The sequence below is a fragment of the Bradyrhizobium sp. Crot121 genome, from assembly GCF_059512385.1.
Genome location: NZ_JCAMOR010000023.1, coordinates 64,028 through 90,273, shown reverse-complemented (window position 1 = coordinate 90,273; position 26,246 = coordinate 64,028). Strand labels below are relative to the sequence as shown.

Genomic DNA, 26,246 nt, shown 5'->3' with positions numbered 1-26,246 from the left:
TCCATCCTTACCCACGAAGGTCCCGGGCTACGCTTGCGCTTCACCCGGGCTACGGGTCATTGGCCGCCGTTTCCGTTGCCGTTCTCGCCATTCTCGCTGTCGTCGCCGATATGCTCGACCGAGACGACATGCTCGTCGTCCGCGGTGTCGAATACGATGACGCCCTGGGTCGAGCGGCCGGCGATGCGGATGTCGCCGACGGGGCAGCGGATGAGTTGCCCCTTGTCGGTCACCAGCATGATCTGGTCGGCCTCCTCTACCGGGAACGAGGCCACCAGCTTGCCGTTGCGGCTGTTGACACTCATGGCGACGATACCTTTGCCGCCGCGGCCGGTGGTGCGGTACTCGTAGGATGAGGTCCGCTTGCCGTAGCCGTTTTCGGACACCGTCAGCACCACCTGCTCCTGCGCCGACATATCGACATAGCGCTCCTGCGAGAGCTGGATCGCGCCTGTGGCCTCCTCGGCCTCGGTCTCGACCGGCTCCTCGGCGGTCGCTTCGCCTGCGACCGCGCGGCGCATCTTCAGGTAGGCCGAGCGCTCGTCCGAGGTCGTCTCGACATGGCGCAGGATCGCGAGCGAGATCAGCTTGTCGCCCTCGGCGAGGGAAATGCCGCGCACGCCCATCGAGGTACGGCCGGTGAAGACGCGCACATCGGTGACGGGGAAACGGATGCACTGGCCGCCGGCGGCGGTCAGCAGCACGTCGTCATGCTCGGTGCAGATCTGCACGTCGACGATCGCCTCGCCCTCCTCCAGCTTCATGGCGATGATGCCGGAACGGCGGACGTCGACGAAGTCGGACAGCTTGTTGCGACGGACGTTGCCGCCGGTGGTGGCGAACATCACGTCGAGATTCTTCCAGGAGGATTCATCCTCCGGCAGCGGCATGATGGTGGTGATGCGCTCGCCCTGCTCCAGCGGCAGGATGTTGATCAGCGCCTTCCCGCGCGCATTCGGCGCGGCCATCGGCAATCGCCAGACTTTCTCCTTGTAGACCTGGCCGCGCGAGGAGAAGAACAGGACCGGCGTATGGGTCGACGCCACGAACACGCGGCTGACGAAATCCTCGTCGCGGGTCTGCATGCCGGCCCGGCCCTTGCCGCCGCGGCGCTGGGCGCGATAGGTCGACAGCGGCACGCGCTTGACGTAGCCGGCGTGCGACACGGTCACCACCATGTCTTCGCGCTGGATCAGATCCTCGTCCTCGACCTCGCCTTCCTGCTCGACGATAACAGTCCTGCGCGGGGTGGCGAACTCGGCCTTCACCTCGGCAAGCTCGGTCTTGACGATCGCCTGCACCCGGGCGCGCGAGCGCAGGATGTCGAGATAGTCGGAGATCTCCGCCGCGAGCTTGGTGAGTTCCTCGCCGATCTCGTCGCGGCCGAGCGCGGTGAGGCGCTGCAGCCGGAGGTCGAGGATTTCCCTCGCCTGCTCCAGCGAAAGGCGGATGGTGCCGTCCGGATTGATGCGGTGGCGCGGATCGTCGATCAGCGTGATCATGTCTTCGACGTCCCGCGCCGGCCAATCGCGCGACATCAGGGTTTCGCGCGCGGCCGCCGGATTCGGCGAAGAGCGGATGACGCGGATGACCTCGTCGATATTGGCAACCGCGATGGCCAGGCCCACCTGGAGGTGTGCGCGGTCGCGCGCCTTGCCGAGCAGGTATTTGGTTCGCCGGGTCACCACCTGTTCGCGGAAGTTGACGAAGATCGTCAGCAGATCTTTCAGGTTCATCGTCTGCGGACGGCCGGAATCGAGTGCCAGGATGTTGGCCGGGAAGTTGGTCTGCAGCGGCGTGAAGCGGTAGAGCTGATTCAGCACCACGTCCGGCATCGCCTCGCGCTTCAGTTCGATCACGACGCGGAAACCTTCGCGGTCGGATTCGTCGCGCAGGTCGGAAATCCCCTCGATCTTCTTCTCGCGGATCAGCTCGCCGATCCGCTCGACCATGTTCGCCTTGTTAACCTGGTACGGGATCTCCGTGATGATGATCGCCTCGCGATCCTTTCGCAGGGTATCGATCGTGACCTTGCCGCGCATCACGATCGAGCCGCGGCCGAGATGATAGGATGCTCGGATGCCCGCTCGACCGAGGATGATGCCGCCCGTGGGGAAATCCGGCCCCGGAATGATGTTGATGAGGTCGTCGATGGTGAGCGCCGGGTTGTCGATCAGCGCCACACAGGCGTCGACGACCTCGCCGAGATTGTGCGGCGGGATGTTGGTGGCCATACCGACGGCGATGCCGCCCGCGCCATTGACCAGGAGGTTCGGAAACCGCGTCGGCAATACCGACGGCTCTTGCTCGCTGTTGTCGTAGTTGGGCTGGAAGTCGACCGTGTCCTTCTCGATGTCCGCCAGCACAGCCTCTGCCGCCCGCGTCAGGCGTGCTTCGGTGTATCGATAGGCCGCCGGCGGATCACCGTCGACCGAGCCGAAATTGCCTTGGCCGTCGATGAGCGGCACGCGCATCGAAAAATCCTGCGCCATGCGCACCATGGCGTCGTAAATCGACTGGTCGCCGTGTGGGTGATACTTACCGATGACGTCGCCGACCACGCGCGCGGACTTGACGTACTTCTTGTCCGGCGTATGCCCCTGGTCGTACATCGAATACAGGATGCGGCGGTGGACCGGCTTGAGCCCGTCACGCGCATCGGGGAGCGCCCGCGCCACGATCACGCTCATGGCGTAGTCGAGGTAGGACTTCTTCATCTCGTCGAGGATGGAAACGGGACGAATGTCGGAGGGCCCCGACGGCTCGCCGGGCTTGTCGTCTTCAGGTTCTGACAAAGGGGGAATCCGGGTCGGTTCTACTGCAGAATCATATAGCGTATCGGGGGCCCGACCACCACCCCGGAACGGCCTCGGCGACCGGTTTTTCCCTTCGTTTTTTCATAGACTTACGGGGTCGACCGGCGCGCCGCGGGAACACCCCAGCGGCGTGCGGCAAGGCGCCCTCCGAGGTCAGGAAACCGCCCGCGGGCCGTTGGCGGCGCCCGCATCGCCGCGCCCTGTCGGTTAGATCGATTTCCTCACAATTCACATTAACCGGAGCCACAAGCAACCCGGCCGCGGCACATCAAGCCATATCAATCGCTTGACGCTGATATCCTGCAGTCATTGAAGAGGATAAGTTCGACGCAAGCTGTATCGCGCGAGGGAGATTTTCATCCTCACGCGATCTTTCCGGCAACGTACCGCTCGATCAGAACGGGATATCGTCGTCCATGTCGTTGTTGTTGCGGGCGCCGGCCGGCACGGCGCGGCGTGGCGCGGAACTCGAGGGGCCGCTGACGCCGAAATCGCCGCCACCGCTGCCCATGTCGTCGGAGAAGCTGCCGCCACCGCCGCCCCTGCCGTCCAGCATCGTGAGGTTGGAGTTGAAGCCCTGCAGCACCACTTCGGTCGAATATTTCTCGACCCCGCTCTGATCGGTCCATTTCCGGGTCTGGAGCTGGCCCTCGACGTAAACCTTGGCGCCCTTCTTCAGGTATTGCTCGGCGACCTTGGCGAGCCCTTCATTGAAGATGACGACACGGTGCCACTCGGTCTTTTCCTTGCGCTCGCCGGTGGCCCGGTCGCGCCAGGTCTCGGAGGTCGCGACGCTCAGATTGGCGATCGGACGGCCGTCCTGGGTCCGCCGGATTTCCGGGTCCTTGCCGAGATTGCCCACCAGAATGACCTTATTTACGCTTCCCGCCATCGCCGCTCTCCACTCAATCACTGGGCCGGCCGGTTACACGGCGGCCACATTCAGTCTTCGCTAACCACATCTTACATTGCTGACGGACCCTATACGCTCGCCGACACCGTCGGGCGCAGCCATTCCCCGTCCATTGCGCGGTTATCCACATATAGCACCAGCCGCGCCATTGTTCCAGTTTTGTTCCATGCAACTTGACATAATCGTGGTGGCATTGTGGCCCAAATTTGGTGCGGCCAGGATGGAACCCGAAATCGACCCTGGGGTTCCATAAAACATCAAGAAAACCATTAACTTATGTTCCCGGTACTTCGCCGTGAAGTGTTGCGTTTCGGCGACGGTATTTCCGGTTGAATCGGAGTATATGCCTAAAACGACGGCGCGGCGCTCGCGTCTTTAATACCGTAACGCTTCGGGACCAAATTGAAGCGAACAAAGGCTGGAGAGCTACGATGAAGAAGTTTTTGCTTGGAACGGTTGCCTTGGTTGCGCTGGCTGCGCCCGCCTCGGCTGCCGATCTTGCCGCGCGCCCTTATGTCAAGGCTCCGCCGGCGCCCGTCGCCGTCGTCTACGACTGGACCGGGTTCTATATCGGCGGCAACGGCGGCTGGGGAACGAGCCGCAACCGCTGGGACGTCCTTGGTTTCAGTGACGGCTCCCATAACGCCGACGGCGGCACTGCTGGTGGTCAGATCGGCTATCGCTGGCAGATGGGCACCTGGGTGTTCGGCGTCGAAGGCCAGGGCAATTGGGCCGACTTCAAGGGCAGCAACATCAGCCTGCTGACGGGCATCGACACCAACGAGACCAGGGTCGACGCCTTCGGCCTGATCACCGGCCAGATCGGCTATGCTGCCAACAATGTGCTGTTCTACGTCAAGGGCGGCGCGGCCGTGGTCGCCGATCGCTACCGCGTGCGTGACGCCTTCACCGGTTTCCCGATCACCAACGACATCAACGACACCCGCTGGGGAGCCTCGGTTGGCGCTGGCATCGAGTACGGCTTTGCGCCGAACTGGTCGGTCGGCGCCGAGTACAATCACATCTTCCTGGGCAATCGCTCCTACGATTTCGTCAACAATGGCTTCGCCGGCCCGGCCGGCAGCCTCTTCGCCACCGAGAATATCAAGCAGGACATCGACCTCGTCACCGTCCGCGTGAACTACAAGTTCGGCCTCGGCGGCGCTCCGATCATCGGGCGGTACTGATCTCGCGATCGGATATCAATCTTAAGAAAAGGCCGGCCTTGCGCCGGCCTTTTTGTTTGCGTGTCGTTCGTTCCGAGCCGCTCATCTGCGAAGCTCCGCTTGCGCGGGCCCCTCTTGCTGCCAGCTACTGCCAAAGCTGCACGCAGGAAATGCGATCAGAAACAAATCGTTGATGATTCGTGCTGAGCACTGGAAATCGTCGCCCGTTCTTCCTATGTTCCGGCATCACCCCATCGGCGCCGTGGTAGGGATTTCCGACGACGCGCGCCCATAACGTGGCGCGCTTACAAGCGCCTGGAAATGCCGATATGGATGAAGTGCTCAGGGCGAAGCGCCAACCGACCGCCGGCTCCTCAACGCGTGCCATCACGATCCGCGGCGCGCGGGAGCACAATCTCAAGAACATCGACGTCGAGATTCCCCGCGACAAGCTCGTCGTCTTCACCGGCCTGTCCGGCTCCGGCAAGTCCTCGCTTGCCTTCGACACCATCTATGCCGAGGGCCAGCGCCGCTATGTCGAATCGCTGTCGGCCTATGCCCGCCAGTTCCTGGAGATGATGCAGAAGCCTGATGTCGACCAGATCGACGGCCTCTCGCCCGCCATCTCCATCGAGCAGAAGACCACCTCGAAGAACCCGCGCTCGACCGTCGGCACTGTCACCGAGATCTACGACTACATGCGCCTGCTCTGGGCCCGCGTCGGCGTGCCCTATTCGCCGGCCACGGGATTGCCGATCGAGAGCCAGACCGTCTCGCAGATGGTCGATCGCGTGCTCGCCTTGCCCGAGGGCACTCGCCTCTATCTGCTGGCGCCGGTCGTGCGCGGCCGCAAGGGCGAGTACCGGAAAGAGCTCGCCGAATATCTCAAGAAGGGTTTTCAGCGCGTCAAGATCGACGGCACCTTCCATGAGCTCGCCGAAGCGCCGAGCCTCGACAAGAAGTTTCCGCACGACATCGACGTCGTCGTCGACCGCATCGTGGTGCGCCCCGACATCGGTCAGCGTCTCGCGGAGAGCTTTGAGACCGCGCTCAAGCTTGCCGAGGGCCTTGCGGTGATCGAATTCGCCGACGCCCCGGCGGCAGCTCCCGCCGAAGAAAAGAAGAAGACCGCAAAGATCCACGACAAGAGCGGACCGGAACGCATCCTGTTCTCGGAAAAGTTCGCCTGCCCGGTCTCCGGCTTCACCATCCCCGAGATCGAGCCGCGGCTGTTCTCGTTCAACAATCCCTATGGCGCCTGCCCCGCCTGCGGCGGCCTCGGCATCGAGCAGCATGTCGACGAGGACCTCGTCATTCCCGACAAGGATCTGTCCCTGCGCAAGGGCGCGATCGCGCCGTGGGCCAAGTCCTCCTCGCCCTATTACCTGCAGACGCTGACCGCGCTCGGCAAGCACTACAAGTTCACGCTCGACACCAAGTGGAAGGACTTGGCGAAGAAGACGCAGAACGCCATCCTGCACGGCTCCGGCGACGACGAGATCAAGTTCTCCTATGAGGACGGCGTCCGCTCCTACGACACCAAGAAGCCGTTCGAGGGCGTGATCACCAACATCAACCGCCGCTACCGCGAGACCGAGAGCGAGTGGGCGCGCGAGGAGCTGGCGAAATATTTCACCGACATTCCTTGCGCCGCCTGCAGTGGCTATCGCCTCAAGCCGGAAGCGCTGTGCGTCAAGATCGGCGGCAAGCATATCGGCGAGATCGCCGACCTGTCGGTGAAGCGCGCCGGCGAGTGGTTCGAGACCGTGCCGGAAGCGCTGAACACGCAGCAGAACGAGATCGCCGCGCGCGTGCTGAAGGAAATCCGCGAGCGACTGACCTTCCTGCTCGACGTCGGCCTCAACTATCTCACGCTGTCCCGCTCCTCCGGCACATTGTCCGGCGGCGAAAGCCAGCGCATCCGACTCGCGTCCCAGATCGGCTCGGGGCTGACAGGCGTGCTCTATGTGCTGGACGAGCCCTCGATCGGCCTGCACCAGCGCGACAATGCGCGGCTCCTGGATACGCTGAAGCGGCTGCGCGACCTCGGCAACACCGTGGTCGTGGTCGAACATGACGAGGACGCCATTCGCCTCGCCGACTACGTGCTCGACATCGGCCCCGGCGCCGGCATGCATGGCGGGCATATCGTCGCGCAAGGCACGCCCGCCGAGATCATGCGCAATCCGAAATCGCTGACCGGCAAATATCTCACCGGCGAGCTTTCGGTGCCGATCTCCGACCGGCGGCCGCCAAACCATCGCCGCACCATCAAGGTCGTCAACGCCCGCGGCAACAACCTGAAGAACGTCACGGCGGAGATTCCGCTGGGGCTGTTCACCTGCATCACCGGCGTCTCCGGCGGCGGCAAGTCGACGCTCCTGATCGACACGCTCTACAAGGCGATCGCGCGCAAGCTCAACAATGCCAGCGAAGCCGCCGCGCCGCACGACCGCATCGAGGGCCTGGAGCATATCGACAAGATCATCGACATCGACCAGTCACCGATCGGCCGTACCCCGCGCTCGAACCCTGCGACCTATACCGGCGCCTTCACGCCGATCCGCGAATGGTTCGCCGGCCTGCCCGAGGCCAAGGCACGCGGCTACGAGCCCGGGCGCTTCTCCTTCAACGTCAAGGGCGGCCGCTGCGAGGCCTGCCAGGGCGACGGTGTCATCAAGATCGAGATGCACTTCCTGCCGGACGTCTACGTCACCTGCGACGTCTGCAAGGGCAAGCGCTACAACCGCGAGACGCTGGAGGTTCTATTCAAGGGCAAGTCGATCGCCGACGTGCTCGACATGACCGTGGAAGAAGCCGCCGATTTCTTCAAGGCGGTGCCGCGCGTCCGCGAAACCTTCCAGACCCTGCACCGCGTCGGTCTCGACTACATCCATGTCGGCCAGCAGGCGACCACGCTATCGGGCGGTGAAGCCCAGCGCGTCAAACTGGCAAAGGAGCTGTCAAAGCGCGCCACCGGCCGCACGCTCTACATCCTGGACGAGCCGACCACCGGCCTGCACTTCCACGATGTGGCAAAACTGCTGGAGGTGCTGCACGAGCTGGTCGCCCAGGGCAACACGGTCGTCGTCATCGAGCACAACCTCGAAGTCATCAAGACCGCCGACTGGGTGATCGACCTCGGCCCCGAAGGCGGCGACGGCGGCGGCGAAATCGTCGCCTGGGGTCCGCCGGAGGACATCGCCAAGGCACCGCGGAGCTACACCGGCAAATTCCTGGCGCCGGTGCTGAAGAAGGCGAACAGTAAGCCACGCAAGAGCAGCGCGAGCGAAGCAGCGGAGTGAGGGTTTTCCGACGCTTCGGACGCGTTCCGGTGCAAATCGGTTTCGACCTTGATCTAACGCAATGCCACGATGATTTGAGCGTCTACTTTTCTGCGATGGTTCACCCCCTTGTGGATCACCGCAATGATCATCGAGCTGCTAAGCCAAGAGCATCGCAATATTGAACGGCTGCTTGCCGTCCTCGAGCACGAATTGGATATTTTCGATCGCTCAGGCCGGCCGGACTACGAGGTCATCCGCGCCATCATCGCCTATTTCGAAGTCTATACTGAGATATACCATCATGCTCAGGAAGACCGTGTCTTCGCCAAACTGAAAATTCGCGATCCCGCCGCTGCAGCGAAGATCGGCGATCTCGCGCATGAGCACCGGGAAGGCGCCAAGGGATTGCACCTCGTCGCCAAAGCCGTCGACGGCGTGCTTGCTGATCGCGAGTTCCTTCGTCAGGACGTGGACCGCATCGTTCGCGATTTCCTGGAGCATGAGCGGCGTCATATCAGGATGGAAGATCGTGATTTCTTTCCGGCCGCGCTGAAGGCATTGCAGTCCGAGGATTGGACCGAAATCGCGTCAGCCTTGTCCCCCACAAGGATCCGCTGTTCAGCGACACCACGGAAGCCAGGTTCGATGCGCTGCGGGCTCATATCCTGCAGCTCGAGCAGGAGGCCGAAGCCGAGCGACATTAGTGCAACTGCCCTCCGGCGGCATGCGGCAACAGCCAATGCCGATCGCAGGTTTGCGACCGCTTTTCCATTTGTTAATTTCGCAATTGTCTCAGCGCGTGCTATCTCTTCTCCCGCCGAATGCCCTACTCCCTTGTCATCTTCGACCTCGACGGCACGCTTGCAGACAGCTTTCCCTGGTTCCTGCGCAACGTAAACGATGTTGCTGACCGCTTCGGTTTCCGCCGCGTCGCGGATGAGGACGTCGAAGAGCTGCGGCATGCCGGCTCGCGCGAGATCGTCGCGCGGCTTGAAGTGCCGATGTGGAAGATACCCATCATCGCCCGGCATATGCGCCGGCTGAAAGCGGAGCACCTAGCCGATATCGAACTGTTTCCGGGTACCGAAACCATGCTGCGCACACTCAAGGACGGCGGCATGCAACTGGTGCTGGTCAGTTCGGACAACGAGGCGAACGCACGCCGGCTGCTCGGCGAGACTACGGCGCTGTTCTCCTCGTTCGATTGCGGCGCGTCGATCTTTGGCAAGGCCGCTAAATTCAGCCGCGTCCTCAAGCGCGCCGACCTAGCGCCGTCACAGGTGATTTCGATCGGCGATGAAACCCGTGACATCGAAGCCGCGCGCGCCGTCGGCATCGCCTGCGGCGCCGTGTCGTGGGGCTATGCGGCGCCCGCCAAGCTGCGGGCGCTCGGGCCCGACCTGATGTTCGAGCGAATGGAGGATATTGCTTCGTCCCTTTGCGGCGGCGCCGAAGGGCGGGTTACGCTTCGCTAATATGGGCCTAGGCACGAACCTCCATCCGCGCGTTAGAGCATGATGAGATCAGGTCGAGTTGGCGCCACGTCGGAGGTGCCTTACCTCTCCCCGTCGGGGAGAGGTAGGATCGCATCGTGAGATGCGATCCGGGTGAGGGGGATGAGCTCGATCGAGGAACCATAACCGCTCACCCGGCGCTGCGCGCCGACCTCTCCCTATGGGAGAGGTGGACAACCGCGGTCACGCCGATTCGAAGACAAGTCATCCCGCTCTAGTGCCGCAGAAAAGCTCCGAACGCGCGCGGACCGTCGCCGACCTTGGTCTCACCGATCACCTTAAGCTCGGCCGCATCGATGACGCTGAGCGTGTTGCTCTCCCAGTTTGCCACGACGACGCGACGCGCATCCGCCGTCGCGGCGATCCCTTCCGGATAGTCACCGACGCTGATGCGCTTGATCGGCGCCAGCGTCGCGAGATCGAACACGCTGACGGTGCCGTCATATTGGTCGGTGACGAAGCCACGGCCCTGCGCCAGCGCAACCGCATAGGGGCGCAGGCCGGCCTTCACACGACCGATCTCACGGCCCTCTGCGATATCGATGACCGACACGTCGTTTGATTCGACATTGGCGGTGTAGGCACGCCGGCCTTCTGCATCGATAGTGACTCCAAACGGATGCATCCCGACCTTGATGACCGCCCGCCGGTCGCGCGTTGCGGTATCGATGACGGATACAGTGTTGTCGTCGCGGTCCGCCGAGAGCAGGAGCCGGCCGTCGGGCGTCACCGCGAGGCCCGAGGGCGATGCGCCGACCGCGATATCAGCGACAACGCGCAGCTCCAGCGGATCGATCACCCGCACCGCAGCGGCATGCCAGTCAGCCACATAGACCGCCGCACCGTCCGGCGATACCGCGACACCGAGCGGACCGCCGCCAACTTTGACCTGCCCGACGACCTGGCGCGCGGCGGCATCCACCACCGTGAGCGCCTTGGCCTCGGGGCTCGTCACATAGGCGAAGCGTCCATCCAGCGTGACGGCAACGCCGGCCGGCTTGCCGCCGATCGCGATGGTCGCGACCGGCTGCACGGTTGCGAGGTCCACGACCGTCAGGTTTTCGCTGAGCTGATTGGTGACGAACGCCTCCTCGGCGGAAGCTGAGCCGATGCTGGCGACCACAGCCGCCAGAACGATGGCCCGCATGATCAGCTTCCGCTCTCGACCTTCTTCTTCAGCGCCTCAAGCCCTGAACGATAAAGCCCGCTCACCGCCTTCACCGCGGCCTCATCGTTCAGCTCGGGTGGCGGGTCGTTGTTGGGATAGCCGCGATAGAAGGCGCCGGCCCACTCCAGGACGCTGCCCTTGCCGTCGGCCCTTGGCGATATCGTCAAGGTCGAGGAATAGTTGGTGACCGGCAGCACCTTCACGTCAACAGCCGTAATCCGGTACGAATAGCTCAACTTCTCGGCGTCGTATTTGTAGAGCTCCTCGTCGAGCGTGCCGCCGCTCGCAAGCGTCAGCCGCCGCGTGGCGCCGATCTCGTTGCCTTTCTCACCTTCGGTCTTGCTGACCGGCTGCAGCCAGCTCATGTCCTGAAAATTCCCGATCACTGCCCATACCTTTGCAGGCGGCGCGCTGATCTCGATTGATTCCCGCACCTTTTGCCGGGTCGGTCCATGGGCCCAAGCCGCCCCTACCACAGCCAGCGCCGCCACCAGGGCTCCCACCTTCGCGATCGTCACTCTCATGTCGTTTCCCCATTTATCTTATCTTGGCGGCCCGCAGGCGCGCGGGCTGCCATATCGTAAGGCATTTTCAGACCAAACGCGGCTGGTTTGTGGCGCGGGCGGGAGCGGTGCTGGACCAGAAAGACGAGCGCCCCGCGGGTCAGCGCCCTGCTCGCCTCACTCCTCGATCGCCGCCTCGACGAACCCATGGGGATCATCGCAGAACTCGCGCATGACCCTGTAATGATCCGTGTCCTTCACGTTCACCGGCTCGAGTCCGTATTTCGACAATCGCAGCAGCGTCGCATTTGGATAGGCCATCAGGATCGGCGAATGCGTGGCCATGATGATCTGGCATTGGCCAGTCTCGTCCATCCGGCGCATCAGCTTCAGGAATTCGATCTGGCGCGAGGGCGACAGCGCGGATTCCGGCTCGTCGAAGATAAAGATGCCCTGACGCTGGCAGCGTTCTTCGAAGAAGTAGAGAAAGCCCTCTGCGTGGGAATAGGAGAGATAATCGGGGGGCGCTTCGCTGGTTTGATCCAGATATCTTGCGACCGAGAAGAACGTCTCCGCCCGGAAAAACCAGCCGTAGTTGACCTTGGGCAACCAGCCGGCGCGCAGGGCAGCCGACAGGTCTTCGCCCGTCGATTCGATGGCGCCGGAATGATCGACCGGCCTGTATCCCTTCCCGCCGCCTGCGTTGTCGAACCCGGCAAGCGCTGCGATCCCTTCGAGGATGGTCGATTTGCCGGTCCCGTTCTCGCCGGCGATGATGGTGATGGCTGACTCGAAACTAAGATCGAACTCGTCCCTGAAAATAGGAAGGCAGAATGGATAGGCTTCCCAATCCGGAACGAGGGACCTATCGAGCCAGACCCGCTTCAAATACGGCGCAGGCAGATTGATCGTTCGGTGTCGTCTTCGGCCCATGTCCCCGCCCCACTCTATTCCGCGATCGCCGCCTGCACGAAGCCCATCGGGTCCGCGTAGAACGCGCGCATCACCTTGTAGTGGTCTGTCTGCTCGACGGTAATGCGCTCAAGGTCGTATTTCGTCAGCCGCAACAGCGTTGCGTTTGGATAGGCCATCAGTACCGGCGAATGCGTGGCCATCAGCACCTGGCAATGTCCTGTATCGTCCATGCGGCGCAGCAGTTTCAAGAATTCGATCTGGCGCGCAGGTGACAGCGCCGATTCCGGCTCGTCGAAGATGAAGATGCCCTGACGCTGGCACTGCTCGTTAAAGAAACGCAAAAAGCCTTCGCCGTGAGAGTGGGAGAGGAAGTCTGGAGGGATGCCGCGACCAACTCCCGGAATAAATTCGTTGTTGACCTCGTCCAGATATCTCGCAACCGAAAAGAAGCTCTCCGCCCGAAAGAACCAGCCATTGGTGATTTTCGGCAACCAGCTTGCGCGAAGCGCGGTCGACAATTGCCCGCCCATCTTCTCGATCGCCTTCGAGTGATCGACCGGCATGTAGCCATTTCTGCCGCCGGCCTCGTCGAAGCCGGCCAGCACCGCTATACCTTCCAAGAGCGTCGATTTACCGGTGCCGTTCTCACCGACGATGATGGTGATCGCACGGTCGAAGCTGAGCTCGAAATCCTCGCGCAGAAACGGCAGGCAAAATGGATAAGCCTCCCGGTCCGTGATGCGGGACGGATCGAGCCAGACGCGCCTGAGGTAGGGCGCCGGCAGATTGATCGTTCGGCTTCTTCGCGAGGCCATGGGCGCACCTAACAACCGACGCAGTTCAGAGCTTCAATCCCGGGATGATTATCTGGCACAGATCACGGAACACAACAAGAACGATCCTGCCGATGAGCGTCCGCCCCGCGCCGAGCGCCACCTACGCTCTTTTCCGCAAAGCCATTCTCGGCGAGCAGCAGGTCGTCTGCACCTACGAGGGCCGGCCGCGCGAGCTTTGCCCGCACATCATCGGCACCAACAAATCAGGCGAAGAAGTCGTGCTGGCCTGGCAGTTCGCCGGCGAGAGTTCAGGCAGGCTCCCGCAATGGCGCTGCCTGCGGCTCGCCAATGTGCGCGACGCCCGCCTGCGCAAAGGACGCTGGCACGAAGGCGGCTCGCACCGCACCGAGCAGACCTGCGTCAGCAACATCGATCTCGACATCAACATCCACGTCCGCGGGCGGCGGTGACGATGTTTGCGTCCTAGCCGCCCGCGCAATGCCAGACCCTCATGGTGAGGAGCGCGTAGCGCGTCTCGAACCATGAGGCCCCGATCTCGCCCGCGGCCATCCTTCGAGACGCCGCGCGAGGCGCGGCTCCTCAGGATGAGGACTGAGCACGTGGTCTCGCATGCCGCCCGAGCGAAAATTCTCCTGCAATATCAAAGTGATTTGCCTCGTCCAGTCGCCCGACGAAAAACATTCCGCTTCGTTCTCACCGCAAATCACCTTAGAAACCGCACCGTCCCGCCTCCACTTGGAGGGGCGTATCGCGATCGTCACGGACGTTGGAAGCGGGATGCGATGGACGTGGCTGCGTCAGGCGCGGAGAGCGCTGGACGGATGGCATGGCTGCGTACGGCGAAGTCGTGTGGTCCTGGCGCCCCGACGCTGGCGCTAAGCGCGCGAGCAGCAAGAGCTGCCGCGGGCGACGGTGGCAAAAAAGCCCGGTCACCGGGGAGAGTACGAAGTAAGCCGTAAAGCCGTCGCGCAGGGAAAGCCGGTGTGATCCCGGTTGAACCTGTGGTCCTACCCCCGTGCTTTTTGTTGCACGGGACCCACGGGTGCAACCAGCACCCGGCTTTCCCTGCGCCCTCTCTTCGAGGGTGGAAAGTGACGCAGAACTCGGACGCAAAGCGTCGCGAGAATGCGAACGCACATCCTCTCCCAAACTCCACCGTCATGCCCGCGAAGACGGGCATCCAGTAACCCGCGGCCTCTCGGCTCAAGCACGATCGCCTCTAGAATACTGGATCGTCGGGTCAAGCCGGACGATGACAGCGGAGAGCTGTTTGAAAATTGAATCGGAATCGTAGGGTGGGTAGAGCGAAGCGAAACCCACCATGCGGCCGCTTGCTATGAAGTCGATGGGTTTCGCTTCGCTCTACCCATCCTACAACATCGGAGAGAGCCTACTCCTCGTCCAGCACTTCGAGCACGAGCTCCATCGTCATCAGCATTGGATTGTCGCCGCGCACCAATTTCCCTTCGGCGATGCCCCCGAGATAGTCGACCAGCGCGATCTCGAGCTCGGCTTCAAGTTGGCCATCGGCATCGGGAGCGATCGTGCCGGCTCGGACCGCGAGCTCGGTCGCGAACGGCACCACTGTGCGGCCATCGGTGAAGCAGGCGCCGATGGTCGAACCGACGCCGCCATGCAGGCGCGCGTGCAGGATGCCATGCTGGCGGCAAAACTTCTCCAGCGCGCAGGCAAAATCCTGGTTCGGGCGCAGCCGCAGCGCAAAGGCGCGGCTGGCGGTCTCAGCACTGGTCGCCTGGCGCGGCACCGGGCCGAACAGTTTGAAATTGGTCTCCGCATCAGGCTCGGCGACAAACATCGCGCCATTGAGACCGAAGGCCTGCACCTCGAAAGGTTCGGCGACCACCGTCTCCTCCGGCAGCATATGGCCGCCGTTGAAGCGGCCGTCAGCCTCGGTCCACAATCCGTGGCAGTGGAAGAACGGCGCACCGTCGCGCTCGCCCAGCGTCATCGTGGCGAACTTGAGCCGGGTGATGCCATCAGGGCGAAATGTCTCGCTGTAGAATGCGGCGTTGGCGCCGGTCTTCGACAGTGCCGGCATCACGTAGGCGAACGGGCCGAGCGCGCCGCCGCTTGCGCTCAACACGCCGCCGGAAAACCCTTCCGCTGCGAAGCCGCGGCGCGCAGCTTCAAGCAGCGGAATGCCGGCCTGCAGCGTAAACGAAAACGCGCGCCCGCGCGCTTCGACCCATTGAATGCGCTCGCGCGCGATGGGACCCGGTTGGGCGATGCTGCGCATCACCCGGTCTGCTTGGTGGAGATGTCGAGCAGCCCGCGCGCTTCCAGCTCATCGCGGATCAGGCGCTTGGGTATCTTGCCGTAGCCCGACTTCGGCAGCGCATCCCAGAAGAAGAAGCGCTTCGGCATCTTGTAGCGCGGCACCTTCGGCGCAAGATAGGCGGCAAGCTCCGCCTCGCCGACCGCGCTGGCGCCCTCGCGCGCGACGCAGACGGCAACCCCGACCTCGCCCCAGAAGGGATCGGGCACGCCGAGCACCGCGACCTCGCCAACAGCAGGATGCGTCAGGATCTTCTCCTCGATCTCACGCGGATAGATGTTGGAGCCGCCGGAGATGTACATGTCGGACGCGCGGCCGGTGATGTAGACGAAGCCCTCTTCGTCCATGTGGCCGAGATCGCCGGTGCGAAACCAGCCGTCGCGAAACGCCTTCGCATTGGCTTCGGGATTGTCGTAGTAGCCCGCGAACACCGCGGGGCCGATCACGCAGATCTCCCCGGTCGCGAACGGCTTCAATTCGCGTCCCTGGTCGTCCTGGATCGAGACCTGCATGCCGACGCGCTCGAAGCCGCAGGTGCCGATCCGCGCATGCGGGCCGTCCTCAGGATCGTGCAGCGCCGGCGGCAGCACGGTGATGTTGCCGGTGACCTCGCCAAGGCCGAAATACTGCACCAGCACGGCGCCGAGCTTTCGCATCGCCAGCTTCTGGTCCTCGCGGTACATCGGCGCCCCCGCATAGATCACGTGGCGCAGCGAGGAATGGTCGAACTGGTCGACGGCGGGATGCTCGACCATCATCTTCAGGATCGTCGGCACGGTGAAGAGATTGCTGACGCGATGCTGCTCGATCAGCCGGAACGTCTCGGCGATATCGAATTTCTCCGATGGCAGCAGGATGGTCGGCACGCCGCGCGCCGCCTGCACGAGCTGATGGATGCCCGCGCCATGCGACAGCGGCGCGACCACGATCGAGGCATCCCGCTCGCTCACGCCGGGCGTCAGGTCGGCGAGGTGGTTGGTCACCACGAAGGCCATCTGACCGTGGGTCAGCACGGCGGCCTTGGAGCGGCCGGTGGTGCCGGAGGTGAAGAAGAACCAGCAGGGATCGTCATGCTCGACCGCGACATTATCGACCTTCGCGCCGGCATGCGCCGCGATCGCGTCAGTGACGGTCCGCTCGCCAAAACTCCCCTCCTCGCCGATCCGCCAGGTGAATTGCAGGGCGGGATTGGCGGCGGCCGCGGCATGCTCGGGAAAATCGCCGTGGCAGAGGAAGGCCTTGGCTCCGGAGGCTGCGGCGAGATAGGCGACCTCGTCGGGCATCAGGCGAAAATTGGTCGGGACCCAGACCGCGCCGAGGCGGAAGGCCGCGAACATCGACCAGAACATCTCGTCGCAGTTCTTGGAATGGACCAGGATGCGGTCACCCTTGCCGATGCCCCGCGCCGCCAGCGCAGCGGCAAGCGCCGAGACGAGGCCATCGATCTCGCGCCACGTCCAGCTTCGGTCCTGCCAAATGAACCCTGCGCGATCGCCGTGCCGGCGCGCATTCTGGGTCACGATATGCGCCAGGTTCATGACCCGGCGCGACATCCGCAACTGGCCGCCGCGCGGCGTGGCCGCGCTACCCGTCTCTCCGCTCATTTCCGTCCCATCGGGAATTTCATCACGCGGGGCTTCTCGCCACCCCTCCGCGGTTTATCGCCTCCGCACGGGGTTCGGCAAGGGCGGACCCGGCGCCTCCGGCTGCCCAGCCACCGCTCCGCGACGAGGGCGCTCACTGCGGATGGTCGGCGAGTTCCTGGTCGCTCCTGCCCCAGTCCTGCCAGAGCTGCAGCGCACCCAGCAGAACCACCAGCGCGCCGAGGATGCCGTGCCACACCTGCAGCAGGGTGTCGCCGGAATAGCCGAAGAGGAAGGGCGAAGCGATCAGCCAGCAGCCGAGCACGATGGCTGCCACCTCCTCCCAGCGCTGCAGGGCGACATATTCGAGCTGGGCCAGGCCGAACACCAGCATGCCAATCACGAAGGTGTTGAGGATCATGATGCTGCGGTCGGCATCGACGACGTCGCGGCCGGCCTGCATCGGAAACCACGGCGAGACGACGATCAGCACGCCGAGCAGCATGCCGAACCAGTCCTCCCAAGGTCTATGGGTGCTAAAGAAACGCTTATCCGACATGGTAGACATGGTAGACCTCCCTGGAAAAGAGGCATACGTCAGCAGCCAGCGATTATGACATTGCAGGACCAAACGACCATCTGGCCGCTTCGGGGCGTATGTCTTGAAAAAAACGTAGGCCGGTTATGATCGGCTTGCAAGGCGGGCGATTGCCATTTCGCGGGACAACCGCGGGGCGATGCCGCGATGCAAACAACAGGAATGAGATGATGGATGGACGTGTGAACGAAGCCGTAGTCAACAACCCGGGGCGCAAGCGCTACGAGCTCGCAGTCGATGGACATATTGCCGCGACCTACTACGAGAAAGCGGATGGTGTGGTCACGTTCGTCCACACCGAAGTGCCGCCGGAGCTCGGCGGCAAGGGGATCGGCTCAAAGCTGGTCCGCGGCGCGCTGGACCGGGTGCGCGCCGAGGGCTTGAAGGTGATCGCGCAATGCCCGTTCGTGAAGGCCTTCATCGAGAAACACGCGGATTACCAGGATCTGCTGAAACACTGAAAGCGTAGACATCAGACATGACATCGGTCCGCAATAACAGCGCACAAAGCCGCTTCGAACTCGACGTCGAAGGCGGCGTCGCCTTCGCAAACTACCGCGCGACGCCGTCGGCCATCATCATCACCCACACCGAGACGCCGCGTGCGCTGCGCGGCCGCGGCATCGCCTCCGAACTCGTCAAGGGCGCGCTGGAATTGATCCGCGCCGACGGCCACAAGGTGATCGCCGGCTGCGGCTTTGTCGTCGACTATCTCAGCAAGCACCCCGAATATCGGGATCTCGTGGCGTGAGAGTCGGGCGGCCTGCTACACGATCCGGATTGACATGTCCGGCAGGCCCTCGAGCTTGCACAGCAGCACGTCGCCCTTGACCACCGGGCCGACATTTTCCGGCGTGCCGGAATAGATGATGTCGCCAGCCTTCAGCTCGAAGGCTTCCGACAGTTTTGCGATCTGCTCGGCGACGCTCCAGATCATGTTCCGCAGGTCCGAGTTCTGCCTGACGGTGCCGTTGACCGCGAGCGAGATCGCGCCCTGGGTGAAATGTCCGGTCTTGGAAGCCGGATGGATCGGACCGATCACTGCGGCATGGTCAAAGCTCTTGCCGATCTCCCAAGGCTTCTTCTCAGCGGCCATGCCGTTCTGCAGGTCGCGGCGGGTCATATCGAGACCGAGCGCATAGCCGTAGACGTGATCCGGCGCCTTGTCGGCGGGAATGTTGGTGCCGCCGGATTTCAGCGCTGCGACGAGTTCGACCTCGTGATGATAGTTTTTCGTCAGCGACGGATAGGGATGATCGGCAACTGTCCCGATCTCAACGTTCTGGATCGCATCGGTCGGCTTCTGGAAGAAGAACGGCGGCTCGCGCGTCGGATCGGAGCCGCGCTCGATCGCGTGCGCGGCATAGTTGCGGCCGATGCAATAGATGCGGCGGACCTGGAATACCTCGGTCTCGCCGACAATCGGGATCGTCGTCGCCGCCACCGGAAACATCGCCTTCGGCCCAGCCTGCGCCTCAGCGGACGTCGCCTGCGCAGCCGTTCCCGCCAGCGCGAGCGCGCCGGTGGCCAGCATGGTCCTGCGATCGATCGTAGTCATGGGCGTTTCTCCTTCGTTGTTGTTATCTGGGGTCAAAAAAAGGCCCGCGACGATCGCGGGCCTCCGAATCCTAAGTACGAGCGTCGCCTTAGTGCTTGATTTCCGGCGGCAGCTTGCCGCCATTGGCGGCGAGCTTGGTCATCACCTGCTTGTGCAGCCAGATGTTCATGCTCGCGGAATCATTGGTATCGCCGGTGTAGCCGAGTTCCTTGGCAAGCTCCTTGCGCGCGGACAGGCTCGAATCGATGTCGAGCGCCTTCATCAGGTCGACGATCGATGTGCGCCACTCAAGCTTCTCCTTCTTCGCGGCGACGGCCGCATCCAAAATCGGAGCGACGTCGACGCTCTGCGCAGGCGCTGCAGCCGTAGCAGTCGGCGAGGTGCCGGCCGCGGGCGCGCTCCCCGCAGGCGCACCGCTAGCCGGCGCCGCAGTCGCTGTGCTGCTGCCAAAGATCGAGCTCATGATTTTTCCGAAAATGCTCATCGTTCACTCCAAAGGACTTGAGATATGGTGTCAGGTGGTTCTCTCGGGGCTCTTTTCGACCGGCAGCACCCGCCCGGGTCGCAAAATGATTTTACCCGGACCAGCCAAGGTTGCCAATGCGACATTCACCGAAGCGTGAGCGCGTCTGTCCCGGTTTCGGAGTACCGTGACATCTCAGTTCGCGACATGGCCGGTTGGGTGTCTTCGCGTCTGGCCTGTTCGTGATCGCTTAGGAGACGGCACGTCGTGCCCTCGCTCGCGGGCACAGAAATGCGGCCGCGCAGGGAGACAACCACTATGGCCACCTATCACGACAATGTCACATCATTGACGCAGAACGGACAGGAAGTCGCGACTGCGCCCGAGATCCGCACCATCGGTCTTGGCGATCTGCATCGCGCCCTGCAGCTCGGCTGGGAGGATTTCAAAGCCGTGCCAAGCCACGCCGTCATCTTGTGCGTGGTCTATCCGGTGTTGGGCCTGGTGCTTGCCCGCGTCGTGCACGGCTATTCCGTGCTGCCGCTGTTGTTCCCGTTGGCCGCGGGCTTCGCCATGCTCGGCCCGTTCGCGGCGATCGGTCTCTATGAACTCAGTCGCCGTCGTGAGAATGGCGAAGAACCTTCTGCATGGGACGCGCTCGAGATCGTCCGCTCGCCGTCATTCGGCGCCATGCTTGGATTAGGCACGCTGCTGTTCGCGCTGTTCGTGACCTGGATCGCCACGGCGCAGGCCATCTATGTCTCGGCATTCGGCTATGCGACGGCTGCGGGGATACCCGATTTCTTCACGCAGGTGCTGACGACAACGCAAGGCTGGTGGTTGATCCTGGTCGGCTGCGGCGTCGGCTTTCTCTTCGCCCTGCTCGCGCTTTGCATCAGCGTGGTGTCGTTCCCGATGATGCTCGACCGTCACGCCACGACCGGTGAAGCCATGGTCACCTCGCTGCGCGCGGTCGCGCGCAATCCGCTACCAATGGCCGCCTGGGGCCTGATCGTTGCGGCATTGCTAGTGCTGGGAACGCTGCCTTTCTTCCTCGGCCTCGCCGTTGTCATTCCCCTGCTCGGCCATGCCACCTGGCATCTCTACCGGCAGGTGATCGTTCCCGATCCCAATGTGCGACCGTTCCCGCCGCGCCCGCGCGAGCGCAAGCCTGCCGCCGACTTCCCCGCCAACCTGTTCCCATGGCGGCGGAAGGACAGCGCGTAGATCTTCGGCAAATCCATTCATCTCCGGCCTGGTGCGCGAGCACCGGATCGGAGATGCGCAGGGGCCAGCTCCAAAATATGTTATCGCCCCGGCATGATGGATTGACTTGCTCGCGTAACGCCCAGAAGCCTTGTTTTGGCCGCTGTTGCCGCAAACATTTTGGTAGCGTTTCGAGATTAGTGTCGATGGTGCGTCGACATGGAGTGAGTGATTTCATGAGCTTTCGCTTTTCCCTCCGGACTGCGCTGGGAGCCCTGCTCCTGACCCTCTGCACGCCTTCGTTCGCCGCGACCTGCGGCAGCGGCTCGTTCGATACGTGGCTGGACGACTTCAAGAAGGAGGCGGCGTCGAAGGGGATTTCGCAGTCCGCGATCCAGGTCGGCCTGAACGGCGTCACACTCGACAAGAACGTGCTCACGCGCGACCAGTCGCAGAAGGTGTTCAGTCAGACTTTCGAGGAATTCTCGGGACGCATGGTGCCGCCCCGCCTCACCCGTGGCGCCAACATGATGAAGCAGTACGGCTCGGTGCTGTCCCGCATCGAGGAGGCGTATGGCGTGCCAGGCGAAGTGCTGGTGGCGATCTGGGGACTGGAGACCGATTTCGGCGTCAACATCGGCAAATTCCCGACGATGCGGGCGCTGGCGACGCTCGCCTATGATTGCCGCCGCTCCGATATGTTCAGGGCCGAGCTTCTGGATGCGCTCCGCATCATCGAGCGCGGCGATGTCCCTGCGCAGGAACTGCGCGGCGCATGGGCCGGCGAGATCGGCCAGACCCAGTTCATGCCGTCGAACTACATCAAATTCGCAGTCGATTTCGACGGCAATGGCCGCCGCGATCTCCTGCACAGCGCGCCCGATGTGCTGGCCTCGACCGCGAATTTCTTCGCCAACCATGGCTGGCAACGCGGCAAGAATTGGGAGCCAGGCAATCCGAACTTCGCGGTAATCCAGCAATGGAACAAGAGCGAGGTTTACGCCCGGACCGTCGCCTATTTTGCCACCCAGCTTACCCGAGCGCCCTAAAGCGTTTGCGAGCGAAGCATGCCCTCGGACTTGATCCGAGGGTGGACGCCGGTTCGCGTCAAGCAAACGCGTCAAAAAGAAATCTAACGCCCCTCTGTCTTTAAGGAGCCGATCGCCGCAGGGCGATCGGCTCCTTCGAGAGGCCTTGCCTCCTACTTCGCCTCGCCGGCGTGCATGGCCTTGTTCAGATGCGCCGCGCACACGCCCATCTTGCCACCGAGCAGAGCGTCCTGGGCTTGGGCAATCTCCTTTTGCGCCACGATTTTGCCTGGACCGTCCGCCATGTTCTCGACCATAGATTCAGTCTTGCTGAGATTGTCGCCGCTGCAGCCGGCGCTCACCTTGGCGGCGTGGGCAGGAATGGCCGCGTAAGCAATGACAGCCATCGCAGTCGCTGCGATCAGTTTGTTGCGCATGGTATTTTCCCCATTTTCTGTATTATTTGAACGGAAGCCGACGTCATTGCCGGAATCCGTGACAACAATTGTTCGCCCATCATCGAAAAGTTCAGAATGAATTCCGCGCGATAGAGATGTGATCGACGCTGCGAGCAAAGCACGCATGCGTTGCATCGATTTTTCATTACAGCCCGGTAAGGAAACGCCGCGTAAGAGATCGTTGCCGCTCGCCCGGTGCGACGTGCCGTCTCCTCTCCTCACGAACCGAATTCCCGCGGACCGGGAACTGCGGGTTCAGCGTCGGCGACGAGTCCTTCGTGCGAACATCCTTGGGCGACTACGCTGAGGGGTGGACGGTCTGCCAGACGATGATCCTGCGCCTGGCTTCGGGCGCTCGGTCCGACGCCAACTCCTAGATGGCGAAGGAATGTTCTTCTAAATCTGCCCCAGAAGAAATGATTTTTATTTCATTTCTAAGAGACGCATGCGAATCACGCATGAGAAGCGAGCCCTTGCGAGTTGACCTCCGCATGACGCCAATCGGGTTTCAACGTTTGATTTCGGCACTGATAGCCACGACATGCTTCAGGGGCGACAGAGACGCTATTCTTGTAACAAGCCAGTGATTTTACGGGCTTTTTCTGATCTCCGACAGGCCTCACACCGGGACCGCCCGCGCCTTCTCGGGCAGCCCCATGAAGGGTTAATCGACCCTTACTTTGTCATGCATTTTTCACTTAACTGCATCGCAACATAAGCGCTACCGCACCGCATCAACTCAACTTATGTTCACTTCATCAACGATGACGCGTGCCGAAACGCTGAATCGTAATTTCTAGGAGACTACCATGTTACTCTCGCTCATCCGCATGATCCGGGCTTTCCGGGATTATCAGCGTAATGTTGCCGAGCTGTCGCAGCTTAGCGATCGCGAGCTGGCGGACATCGGCCTCGATCGCTCCGATATCCCGCGCGTCGCCTCTGGGCACTACAACGGCTAATCGTTCGTCAGCCCATCAATGAACGGATAACGCCCGCTGCTTTACGCGGTCGTTCTCGTATTCTCTCCCCAGTTTCTCTGCCCGGTTTCAGATGCGCTCGCGGAAAAAACGCGCTAACCCTGCGCGATGACCAAACCCTTTACAGATCCTGTCCACATCATCGGCGCCGGCCTTGCCGGTTCCGAAGCCGCTTGGCAGGTGGCGAGCGCCGGCGGGCGCGTGGTGCTGCACGAGATGCGCCCGCAACGGATGACCGAGGCCCATCGCACCGATGGCCTTGCCGAGCTCGTCTGCTCCAATTCCTTCCGCTCCGATGACGCCGCCAACAACGCGGTCGGCCTGCTGCATGCCGAGATGCGCCGGCTCGGCTCGCTGATCATGCGCGCCGCCGATACCAACCAGGTGCCCGCCGGCGGGGCGCTGGCGGTCGATCGCGAGGGGTTCTCCACGGCGGTCACCAAGGCCCTCAACGACCATCCCCTGATCGAGATTCGCCGCGAGGAGATCGCGGGCCTACCGCCCGCCGAATGGCGCAATATGATCGTTGCGACAGGCCCCCTCACCTCGGCGCCGCTGGCGGGCGCCATCCGCGAGCTCACTGACGAAAGCGCGCTCGCCTTCTTCGATGCCATTGCGCCGATCGTGCACAAGGACTCCATCGACATGAACGTGGCGTGGTTCCAGTCGCGCTACGACAAGGTCGGCCCAGGCGGAACCGGCGCCGACTACATCAACTGCCCGATGACGAAGGAGCAGTATGACGCGTTCGTCGACGCGCTGCTGGCCGGCGAGAAGGTGGACTTCAAGGACTGGGAGACCAACACCCCCTATTTCGACGGCTGCCTGCCGGTCGAGGTGATGGCCGAGCGCGGGCGCGAGACGCTGCGGCACGGTCCGATGAAGCCGGTTGGCCTCACCAATCCTCACGATCCCACAACAAAGCCTTACGCGATCGTACAGCTTCGCCAGGACAACAAGCTCGGCACGCTCTACAACATGGTCGGCTTCCAGACCAAGCTGAAGCACGGCGCCCAGCAGCGCGTGTTCCGCACCATTCCGGGTCTCGAGCACGCCGAATTCGCCAGGCTCGGCGGATTGCACCGCAACACCTTCCTGAACTCGCCCAAGCTTCTGGATTCACAACTACGGCTGCGCGCCGAGCCGCGATTGCGCTTCGCCGGCCAGATGACCGGCTGCGAAGGTTATGTGGAGTCCGCCAGCATCGGCCTGCTCACCGGCCTCTATGCCGCAGCGAACGCTGGCGGCCATTCGCTGGCGCCGCCGCCTTCGACCACGGCGCTGGGCGCGCTGCTCGGCCACATCACCGGCGGCCATATCGAGACCATCGACACGGGTCCGCGCTCGTTCCAGCCGATGAACATCAATTTCGGCTTGTTCCCGCCTCTGGCCAGCCCGCCAACGAAGAAACCCGACGGCACGCGGCTCCGCGGCAACGAGAAGACGGTAGCGAAGAAGCAGGCGATGTCCGCCCGCGCGCTTGCCGATCTCGACCGCTGGATATCGGAGCATTTGCACGTCGCGGCGGCGGCTTGAGCCATGAGCTTGCCGAAACACGACGCCGCCACCCTGTCGGCGCGATGGCGCGAAGGAGTCCTGCTCAAGCGCGACGTGTTCTCGACCGTCGAGCGCGGCCGTTTCCGCATCGAGACCAGCGAAACCGATGCGGTGCTGCGCCGACTCGACCTGGTGCCGTTCTGGTCGTTTCCACTGGCGCTGCACCTGTTTTCGCGCGAGCGGCGCGCGCTGTCGCTGGCGCGCGACCTCGACGTCGGACCGAAACTGCTGTGGGCGGGACAACGCGCGCTGGTACGCGGGTTCATCGACGGCGTGGCGCTGCACTTGGCCAAGCCACATGGCGATGTCGCCTATTTCCGCTCGGCCAAGGATGCGCTGCGCAGACTGCATCGCGCCGGCATCTGCCACAACGATCTCGCCAAGGAGCAGAACTGGCTGGTCGGCCGCAACGGCTGCGCCTATCTCACCGATTTCCAGCTCGCCGCCTGCTTCAAGCGCCGCAGCCGTCTGTTCCGCATCGCGGCCTATGAGGACTTGCGGCACCTGCTGAAGCACAAGCGCAGCTATGCGCCGGAGGCGCTGACCCCGAAGGAACGCAAGATCCTCGCACGCAAGTCCGTCGTCGCCAGCGTCTGGCTCAAGACCGGCAAGAAGGTCTACCAGGCGATCACCCGCGGACTCTTCAATTTCACCGATCGCGAAGGCGGCGGCCGGCGGCTGGTCAATGACGCGCCGGTCTTGATTGATCTGATCCGGAAGAACCCTGAAGTGCGCGACACCGCGATCGTCGCTTTCGCCGACCGCCGCGTCGGCGTCGGGCTCTATGCCTTTGTGGAAGCCGACGAGGCCGCGCTGGAGAAGAAGCTGCGCAACACGCTCGCCTCAGCCAAGGGCGTCAAGCCGCCCGAGCATATCCAGGTCGTCCATGCGCTGCCGCGCGATGCCGCGGGCAAGCCGCGCACCGAGATATTGCAGCTCGTGGCGATGAACCAGATCGACCTGATCGAGCCGATGATGCAGAACGAGACCGACCGCGCCTTCCTCAAGGACATCCTTGAGCAGCGCAAAAATCTTCGCGACCGATTCAATTTCGAGGTCGCGGAAATGGATCGGCTGACGCGGTAACCGTTCGGCATCGCCACCTCGACAATGCCATCGTTGCGAAGCACCTTTGGAATCGATCCCAAGGAGAGTGCTTCAATGCCGCTGACGCGTGGCAAGATTGGCGGACATGATTCCGAACGGCTCGCATTCACGTTCACGATGTTGAACGACGGCGAAGCCGTGGAGTGTCAGATCAGCGACGCCGCGATGGACGAGCTTGCGGGAACGCGCGGCACACCAAGCATCGCGCGGCAGGGGCAGTTTGTGTCGCTGCGCGACGAGATCGAGAAGATCGCGTCCGGCCTGTTCGATGCCGGCCCGGTCGTGAAGGGCCGCACGATCAGGATCTTCACCAAGCACATCGGCAAGTAATGC

General features: G+C 62.9%; 25 protein-coding genes. 13 read left to right on the top strand and 12 right to left on the bottom strand.

Going from position 1 to position 26,246, the window contains the following annotated elements:
- Window positions 1-56: 56 nt before the first annotated feature.
- Window positions 57-2,795 carry a DNA gyrase subunit A gene (gene gyrA / locus AC5ZGW_RS21155; RefSeq protein WP_130226928.1) on the bottom strand — a complete coding sequence of 913 codons (2,739 nt, stop codon included), beginning with the start codon at window positions 2,793-2,795 and terminating at the stop codon, window positions 57-59.
- A 415-nt stretch (window positions 2,796-3,210) separates the two neighbouring features.
- A complete protein-coding gene (locus AC5ZGW_RS21150; RefSeq protein WP_130226929.1) occupies window positions 3,211-3,708 on the bottom strand; it encodes a single-stranded DNA-binding protein in 498 nt (165 codons plus the stop codon).
- Window positions 3,709-4,160: 452 nt separating this feature from the next.
- On the opposite strand from AC5ZGW_RS21150, the gene AC5ZGW_RS21145 reads away from it, so the two are divergent.
- From AC5ZGW_RS21145 to AC5ZGW_RS21130, 4 genes are all read left to right on the top strand, one after another.
- The gene (locus AC5ZGW_RS21145; RefSeq protein ID WP_130226930.1) at window positions 4,161-4,916 is read left to right on the top strand and encodes an outer membrane protein; all 756 of its coding nucleotides are present in this window, start codon (window positions 4,161-4,163) and stop codon (window positions 4,914-4,916) included.
- 308 nt (window positions 4,917-5,224) lie between these two features.
- Window positions 5,225-8,200: an excinuclease ABC subunit UvrA gene (gene uvrA / locus AC5ZGW_RS21140; RefSeq protein ID WP_130226931.1), complete on the top strand. Its 2,976-nt coding sequence runs from the start codon at window positions 5,225-5,227 to the stop codon at window positions 8,198-8,200.
- Window positions 8,201-8,323: 123 nt separating this feature from the next.
- A complete protein-coding gene (locus AC5ZGW_RS21135) occupies window positions 8,324-9,079 on the top strand; it encodes a hemerythrin domain-containing protein (protein ID WP_245474787.1) in 756 nt (251 codons plus the stop codon).
- Window positions 9,004-9,657: an HAD-IA family hydrolase gene (locus AC5ZGW_RS21130; RefSeq protein ID WP_130226932.1), complete on the top strand. Its 654-nt coding sequence runs from the start codon at window positions 9,004-9,006 to the stop codon at window positions 9,655-9,657. The genes AC5ZGW_RS21135 and AC5ZGW_RS21130 overlap by 76 nt, the downstream gene beginning before the upstream one ends.
- 253 nt (window positions 9,658-9,910) lie before the next feature.
- Here AC5ZGW_RS21130 and AC5ZGW_RS21125 read toward each other — a convergent pair whose 3' ends face one another.
- From AC5ZGW_RS21125 to AC5ZGW_RS21110, 4 genes are all read right to left on the bottom strand, one after another.
- The gene (locus AC5ZGW_RS21125) at window positions 9,911-10,843 is read right to left on the bottom strand and encodes a YVTN family beta-propeller repeat protein (RefSeq protein ID WP_130226933.1); all 933 of its coding nucleotides are present in this window, start codon (window positions 10,841-10,843) and stop codon (window positions 9,911-9,913) included.
- Window positions 10,844-10,845: 2 nt separating this feature from the next.
- On the bottom strand, window positions 10,846-11,388 hold the full coding sequence (locus tag AC5ZGW_RS21120; protein ID WP_130226934.1) for an SRPBCC family protein: 543 nt from the start codon (window positions 11,386-11,388) through the stop codon (window positions 10,846-10,848).
- Window positions 11,389-11,544: 156 nt separating this feature from the next.
- Window positions 11,545-12,300: an AAA family ATPase gene (locus AC5ZGW_RS21115; protein ID WP_130226935.1), complete on the bottom strand. Its 756-nt coding sequence runs from the start codon at window positions 12,298-12,300 to the stop codon at window positions 11,545-11,547.
- A 14-nt stretch (window positions 12,301-12,314) separates the two neighbouring features.
- Window positions 12,315-13,097, bottom strand: coding sequence for an AAA family ATPase (locus AC5ZGW_RS21110; protein WP_130226936.1), 783 nt, complete (start codon window positions 13,095-13,097; stop codon window positions 12,315-12,317).
- 92 nt (window positions 13,098-13,189) lie between these two features.
- On the opposite strand from AC5ZGW_RS21110, the gene AC5ZGW_RS21105 reads away from it, so the two are divergent.
- Entirely contained in the window at window positions 13,190-13,528 is a 339-nt protein-coding gene (locus AC5ZGW_RS21105; RefSeq protein ID WP_130226937.1) for a hypothetical protein, read from the top strand.
- Between the two features lie 941 nt (window positions 13,529-14,469).
- On the opposite strand, the gene AC5ZGW_RS21100 is transcribed toward AC5ZGW_RS21105, so the two are convergent.
- The 3 genes from AC5ZGW_RS21100 to AC5ZGW_RS21090 form a co-directional block, all read right to left on the bottom strand.
- Window positions 14,470-15,336 (bottom strand): PCC domain-containing protein, encoded by an 867-nt coding sequence (locus AC5ZGW_RS21100; RefSeq protein WP_130226359.1) that lies wholly within the window; start codon window positions 15,334-15,336, stop codon window positions 14,470-14,472.
- Window positions 15,336-16,979: an acyl-CoA synthetase gene (locus AC5ZGW_RS21095; RefSeq protein WP_130226360.1), complete on the bottom strand. Its 1,644-nt coding sequence runs from the start codon at window positions 16,977-16,979 to the stop codon at window positions 15,336-15,338. The genes AC5ZGW_RS21100 and AC5ZGW_RS21095 overlap by 1 nt, the downstream gene beginning before the upstream one ends.
- Before the next feature lie 133 nt (window positions 16,980-17,112).
- Window positions 17,113-17,517: an SPW repeat protein gene (locus AC5ZGW_RS21090; RefSeq protein ID WP_028165573.1), complete on the bottom strand. Its 405-nt coding sequence runs from the start codon at window positions 17,515-17,517 to the stop codon at window positions 17,113-17,115.
- 209 nt (window positions 17,518-17,726) lie between these two features.
- Between AC5ZGW_RS21090 and AC5ZGW_RS21085 the strand changes: the two genes are divergently transcribed.
- Window positions 17,727-18,017, top strand: coding sequence for a GNAT family N-acetyltransferase (locus tag AC5ZGW_RS21085; protein ID WP_130226361.1), 291 nt, complete (start codon window positions 17,727-17,729; stop codon window positions 18,015-18,017).
- Window positions 18,018-18,034: 17 nt separating this feature from the next.
- A complete protein-coding gene (locus AC5ZGW_RS21080) occupies window positions 18,035-18,307 on the top strand; it encodes a GNAT family N-acetyltransferase (RefSeq protein ID WP_028165575.1) in 273 nt (90 codons plus the stop codon).
- A gap of 15 nt (window positions 18,308-18,322) precedes the next feature.
- Here AC5ZGW_RS21080 and AC5ZGW_RS21075 read toward each other — a convergent pair whose 3' ends face one another.
- Together AC5ZGW_RS21075 and AC5ZGW_RS21070 are read right to left on the bottom strand one after the other, a co-directional pair.
- Window positions 18,323-19,114, bottom strand: a complete 792-nt coding sequence (locus AC5ZGW_RS21075) for a fumarylacetoacetate hydrolase family protein (RefSeq protein WP_130226362.1) — start codon at window positions 19,112-19,114, stop codon at window positions 18,323-18,325.
- An 88-nt stretch (window positions 19,115-19,202) separates the two neighbouring features.
- Window positions 19,203-19,598 (bottom strand): DUF3597 domain-containing protein, encoded by a 396-nt coding sequence (locus AC5ZGW_RS21070; RefSeq protein ID WP_130226363.1) that lies wholly within the window; start codon window positions 19,596-19,598, stop codon window positions 19,203-19,205.
- A 297-nt stretch (window positions 19,599-19,895) separates the two neighbouring features.
- Here AC5ZGW_RS21070 and AC5ZGW_RS21065 point away from each other — a divergent pair, with 297 nt between their 5' ends.
- Entirely contained in the window at window positions 19,896-20,804 is a 909-nt protein-coding gene (locus AC5ZGW_RS21065; RefSeq protein ID WP_130226364.1) for a DUF2189 domain-containing protein, read from the top strand.
- A 215-nt stretch (window positions 20,805-21,019) separates the two neighbouring features.
- Window positions 21,020-21,832: a lytic murein transglycosylase gene (locus tag AC5ZGW_RS21060; RefSeq protein WP_130226365.1), complete on the top strand. Its 813-nt coding sequence runs from the start codon at window positions 21,020-21,022 to the stop codon at window positions 21,830-21,832.
- A 152-nt stretch (window positions 21,833-21,984) separates the two neighbouring features.
- Here the strand turns inward: AC5ZGW_RS21060 and AC5ZGW_RS21055 are convergent, their stop codons facing one another.
- Window positions 21,985-22,404: a hypothetical protein gene (locus AC5ZGW_RS21055; RefSeq protein WP_245474749.1), complete on the bottom strand. Its 420-nt coding sequence runs from the start codon at window positions 22,402-22,404 to the stop codon at window positions 21,985-21,987.
- Window positions 22,405-23,078: 674 nt separating this feature from the next.
- Here AC5ZGW_RS21055 and AC5ZGW_RS21050 point away from each other — a divergent pair.
- The 4 genes from AC5ZGW_RS21050 (at window position 23,079) to AC5ZGW_RS21035 (ending at window position 26,243) form a co-directional block, all read left to right on the top strand.
- On the top strand, window positions 23,079-23,231 hold the full coding sequence (locus AC5ZGW_RS21050) for a DUF1127 domain-containing protein (protein WP_080663824.1): 153 nt from the start codon (window positions 23,079-23,081) through the stop codon (window positions 23,229-23,231).
- 126 nt (window positions 23,232-23,357) lie between these two features.
- A complete protein-coding gene (gene trmFO, locus AC5ZGW_RS21045) occupies window positions 23,358-24,785 on the top strand; it encodes a methylenetetrahydrofolate--tRNA-(uracil(54)-C(5))-methyltransferase (FADH(2)-oxidizing) TrmFO (RefSeq protein WP_130226366.1) in 1,428 nt (475 codons plus the stop codon).
- A 3-nt stretch (window positions 24,786-24,788) separates the two neighbouring features.
- Entirely contained in the window at window positions 24,789-25,892 is a 1,104-nt protein-coding gene (locus AC5ZGW_RS21040) for a serine/threonine protein kinase (RefSeq protein WP_130226367.1), read from the top strand.
- A 75-nt stretch (window positions 25,893-25,967) separates the two neighbouring features.
- On the top strand, window positions 25,968-26,243 hold the full coding sequence (locus AC5ZGW_RS21035) for a DUF1488 family protein (RefSeq protein ID WP_130226368.1): 276 nt from the start codon (window positions 25,968-25,970) through the stop codon (window positions 26,241-26,243).
- Window positions 26,244-26,246 lie beyond the last annotated feature (3 nt).

What these genes read in the sequence shown, in the direction of transcription:
- AC5ZGW_RS21150 (WP_130226929.1), bottom strand. Translation starts at nt 3,708, where the DNA reads ATGGCGGGAAGCGTAAATAAGGTCATTCTGGTGGGCAATCTCGGCAAG.
- AC5ZGW_RS21145 (WP_130226930.1), top strand. Translation starts at nt 4,161, where the DNA reads ATGAAGAAGTTTTTGCTTGGAACGGTTGCCTTGGTTGCGCTGGCTGCG.
- uvrA (WP_130226931.1), top strand. Translation starts at nt 5,225, where the DNA reads ATGGATGAAGTGCTCAGGGCGAAGCGCCAACCGACCGCCGGCTCCTCA.
- AC5ZGW_RS21135 (WP_245474787.1), top strand. Translation starts at nt 8,324, where the DNA reads ATGATCATCGAGCTGCTAAGCCAAGAGCATCGCAATATTGAACGGCTG.
- AC5ZGW_RS21130 (WP_130226932.1), top strand. Translation starts at nt 9,004, where the DNA reads ATGCCCTACTCCCTTGTCATCTTCGACCTCGACGGCACGCTTGCAGAC.
- AC5ZGW_RS21125 (WP_130226933.1), bottom strand. Translation starts at nt 10,843, where the DNA reads ATGCGGGCCATCGTTCTGGCGGCTGTGGTCGCCAGCATCGGCTCAGCT.
- AC5ZGW_RS21120 (WP_130226934.1), bottom strand. Translation starts at nt 11,388, where the DNA reads ATGAGAGTGACGATCGCGAAGGTGGGAGCCCTGGTGGCGGCGCTGGCT.
- AC5ZGW_RS21115 (WP_130226935.1), bottom strand. Translation starts at nt 12,300, where the DNA reads ATGGGCCGAAGACGACACCGAACGATCAATCTGCCTGCGCCGTATTTG.
- AC5ZGW_RS21110 (WP_130226936.1), bottom strand. Translation starts at nt 13,097, where the DNA reads ATGGCCTCGCGAAGAAGCCGAACGATCAATCTGCCGGCGCCCTACCTC.
- AC5ZGW_RS21105 (WP_130226937.1), top strand. Translation starts at nt 13,190, where the DNA reads ATGAGCGTCCGCCCCGCGCCGAGCGCCACCTACGCTCTTTTCCGCAAA.
- AC5ZGW_RS21100 (WP_130226359.1), bottom strand. Translation starts at nt 15,336, where the DNA reads ATGCGCAGCATCGCCCAACCGGGTCCCATCGCGCGCGAGCGCATTCAA.
- AC5ZGW_RS21095 (WP_130226360.1), bottom strand. Translation starts at nt 16,979, where the DNA reads ATGAGCGGAGAGACGGGTAGCGCGGCCACGCCGCGCGGCGGCCAGTTG.
- AC5ZGW_RS21090 (WP_028165573.1), bottom strand. Translation starts at nt 17,517, where the DNA reads ATGTCGGATAAGCGTTTCTTTAGCACCCATAGACCTTGGGAGGACTGG.
- AC5ZGW_RS21085 (WP_130226361.1), top strand. Translation starts at nt 17,727, where the DNA reads ATGGATGGACGTGTGAACGAAGCCGTAGTCAACAACCCGGGGCGCAAG.
- AC5ZGW_RS21080 (WP_028165575.1), top strand. Translation starts at nt 18,035, where the DNA reads ATGACATCGGTCCGCAATAACAGCGCACAAAGCCGCTTCGAACTCGAC.
- AC5ZGW_RS21075 (WP_130226362.1), bottom strand. Translation starts at nt 19,114, where the DNA reads ATGACTACGATCGATCGCAGGACCATGCTGGCCACCGGCGCGCTCGCG.
- AC5ZGW_RS21070 (WP_130226363.1), bottom strand. Translation starts at nt 19,598, where the DNA reads ATGAGCATTTTCGGAAAAATCATGAGCTCGATCTTTGGCAGCAGCACA.
- AC5ZGW_RS21065 (WP_130226364.1), top strand. Translation starts at nt 19,896, where the DNA reads ATGGCCACCTATCACGACAATGTCACATCATTGACGCAGAACGGACAG.
- AC5ZGW_RS21060 (WP_130226365.1), top strand. Translation starts at nt 21,020, where the DNA reads ATGAGCTTTCGCTTTTCCCTCCGGACTGCGCTGGGAGCCCTGCTCCTG.
- AC5ZGW_RS21055 (WP_245474749.1), bottom strand. Translation starts at nt 22,404, where the DNA reads ATGCAACGCATGCGTGCTTTGCTCGCAGCGTCGATCACATCTCTATCG.
- AC5ZGW_RS21050 (WP_080663824.1), top strand. Translation starts at nt 23,079, where the DNA reads ATGTTACTCTCGCTCATCCGCATGATCCGGGCTTTCCGGGATTATCAG.
- trmFO (WP_130226366.1), top strand. Translation starts at nt 23,358, where the DNA reads ATGACCAAACCCTTTACAGATCCTGTCCACATCATCGGCGCCGGCCTT.
- AC5ZGW_RS21040 (WP_130226367.1), top strand. Translation starts at nt 24,789, where the DNA reads ATGAGCTTGCCGAAACACGACGCCGCCACCCTGTCGGCGCGATGGCGC.
- AC5ZGW_RS21035 (WP_130226368.1), top strand. Translation starts at nt 25,968, where the DNA reads ATGCCGCTGACGCGTGGCAAGATTGGCGGACATGATTCCGAACGGCTC.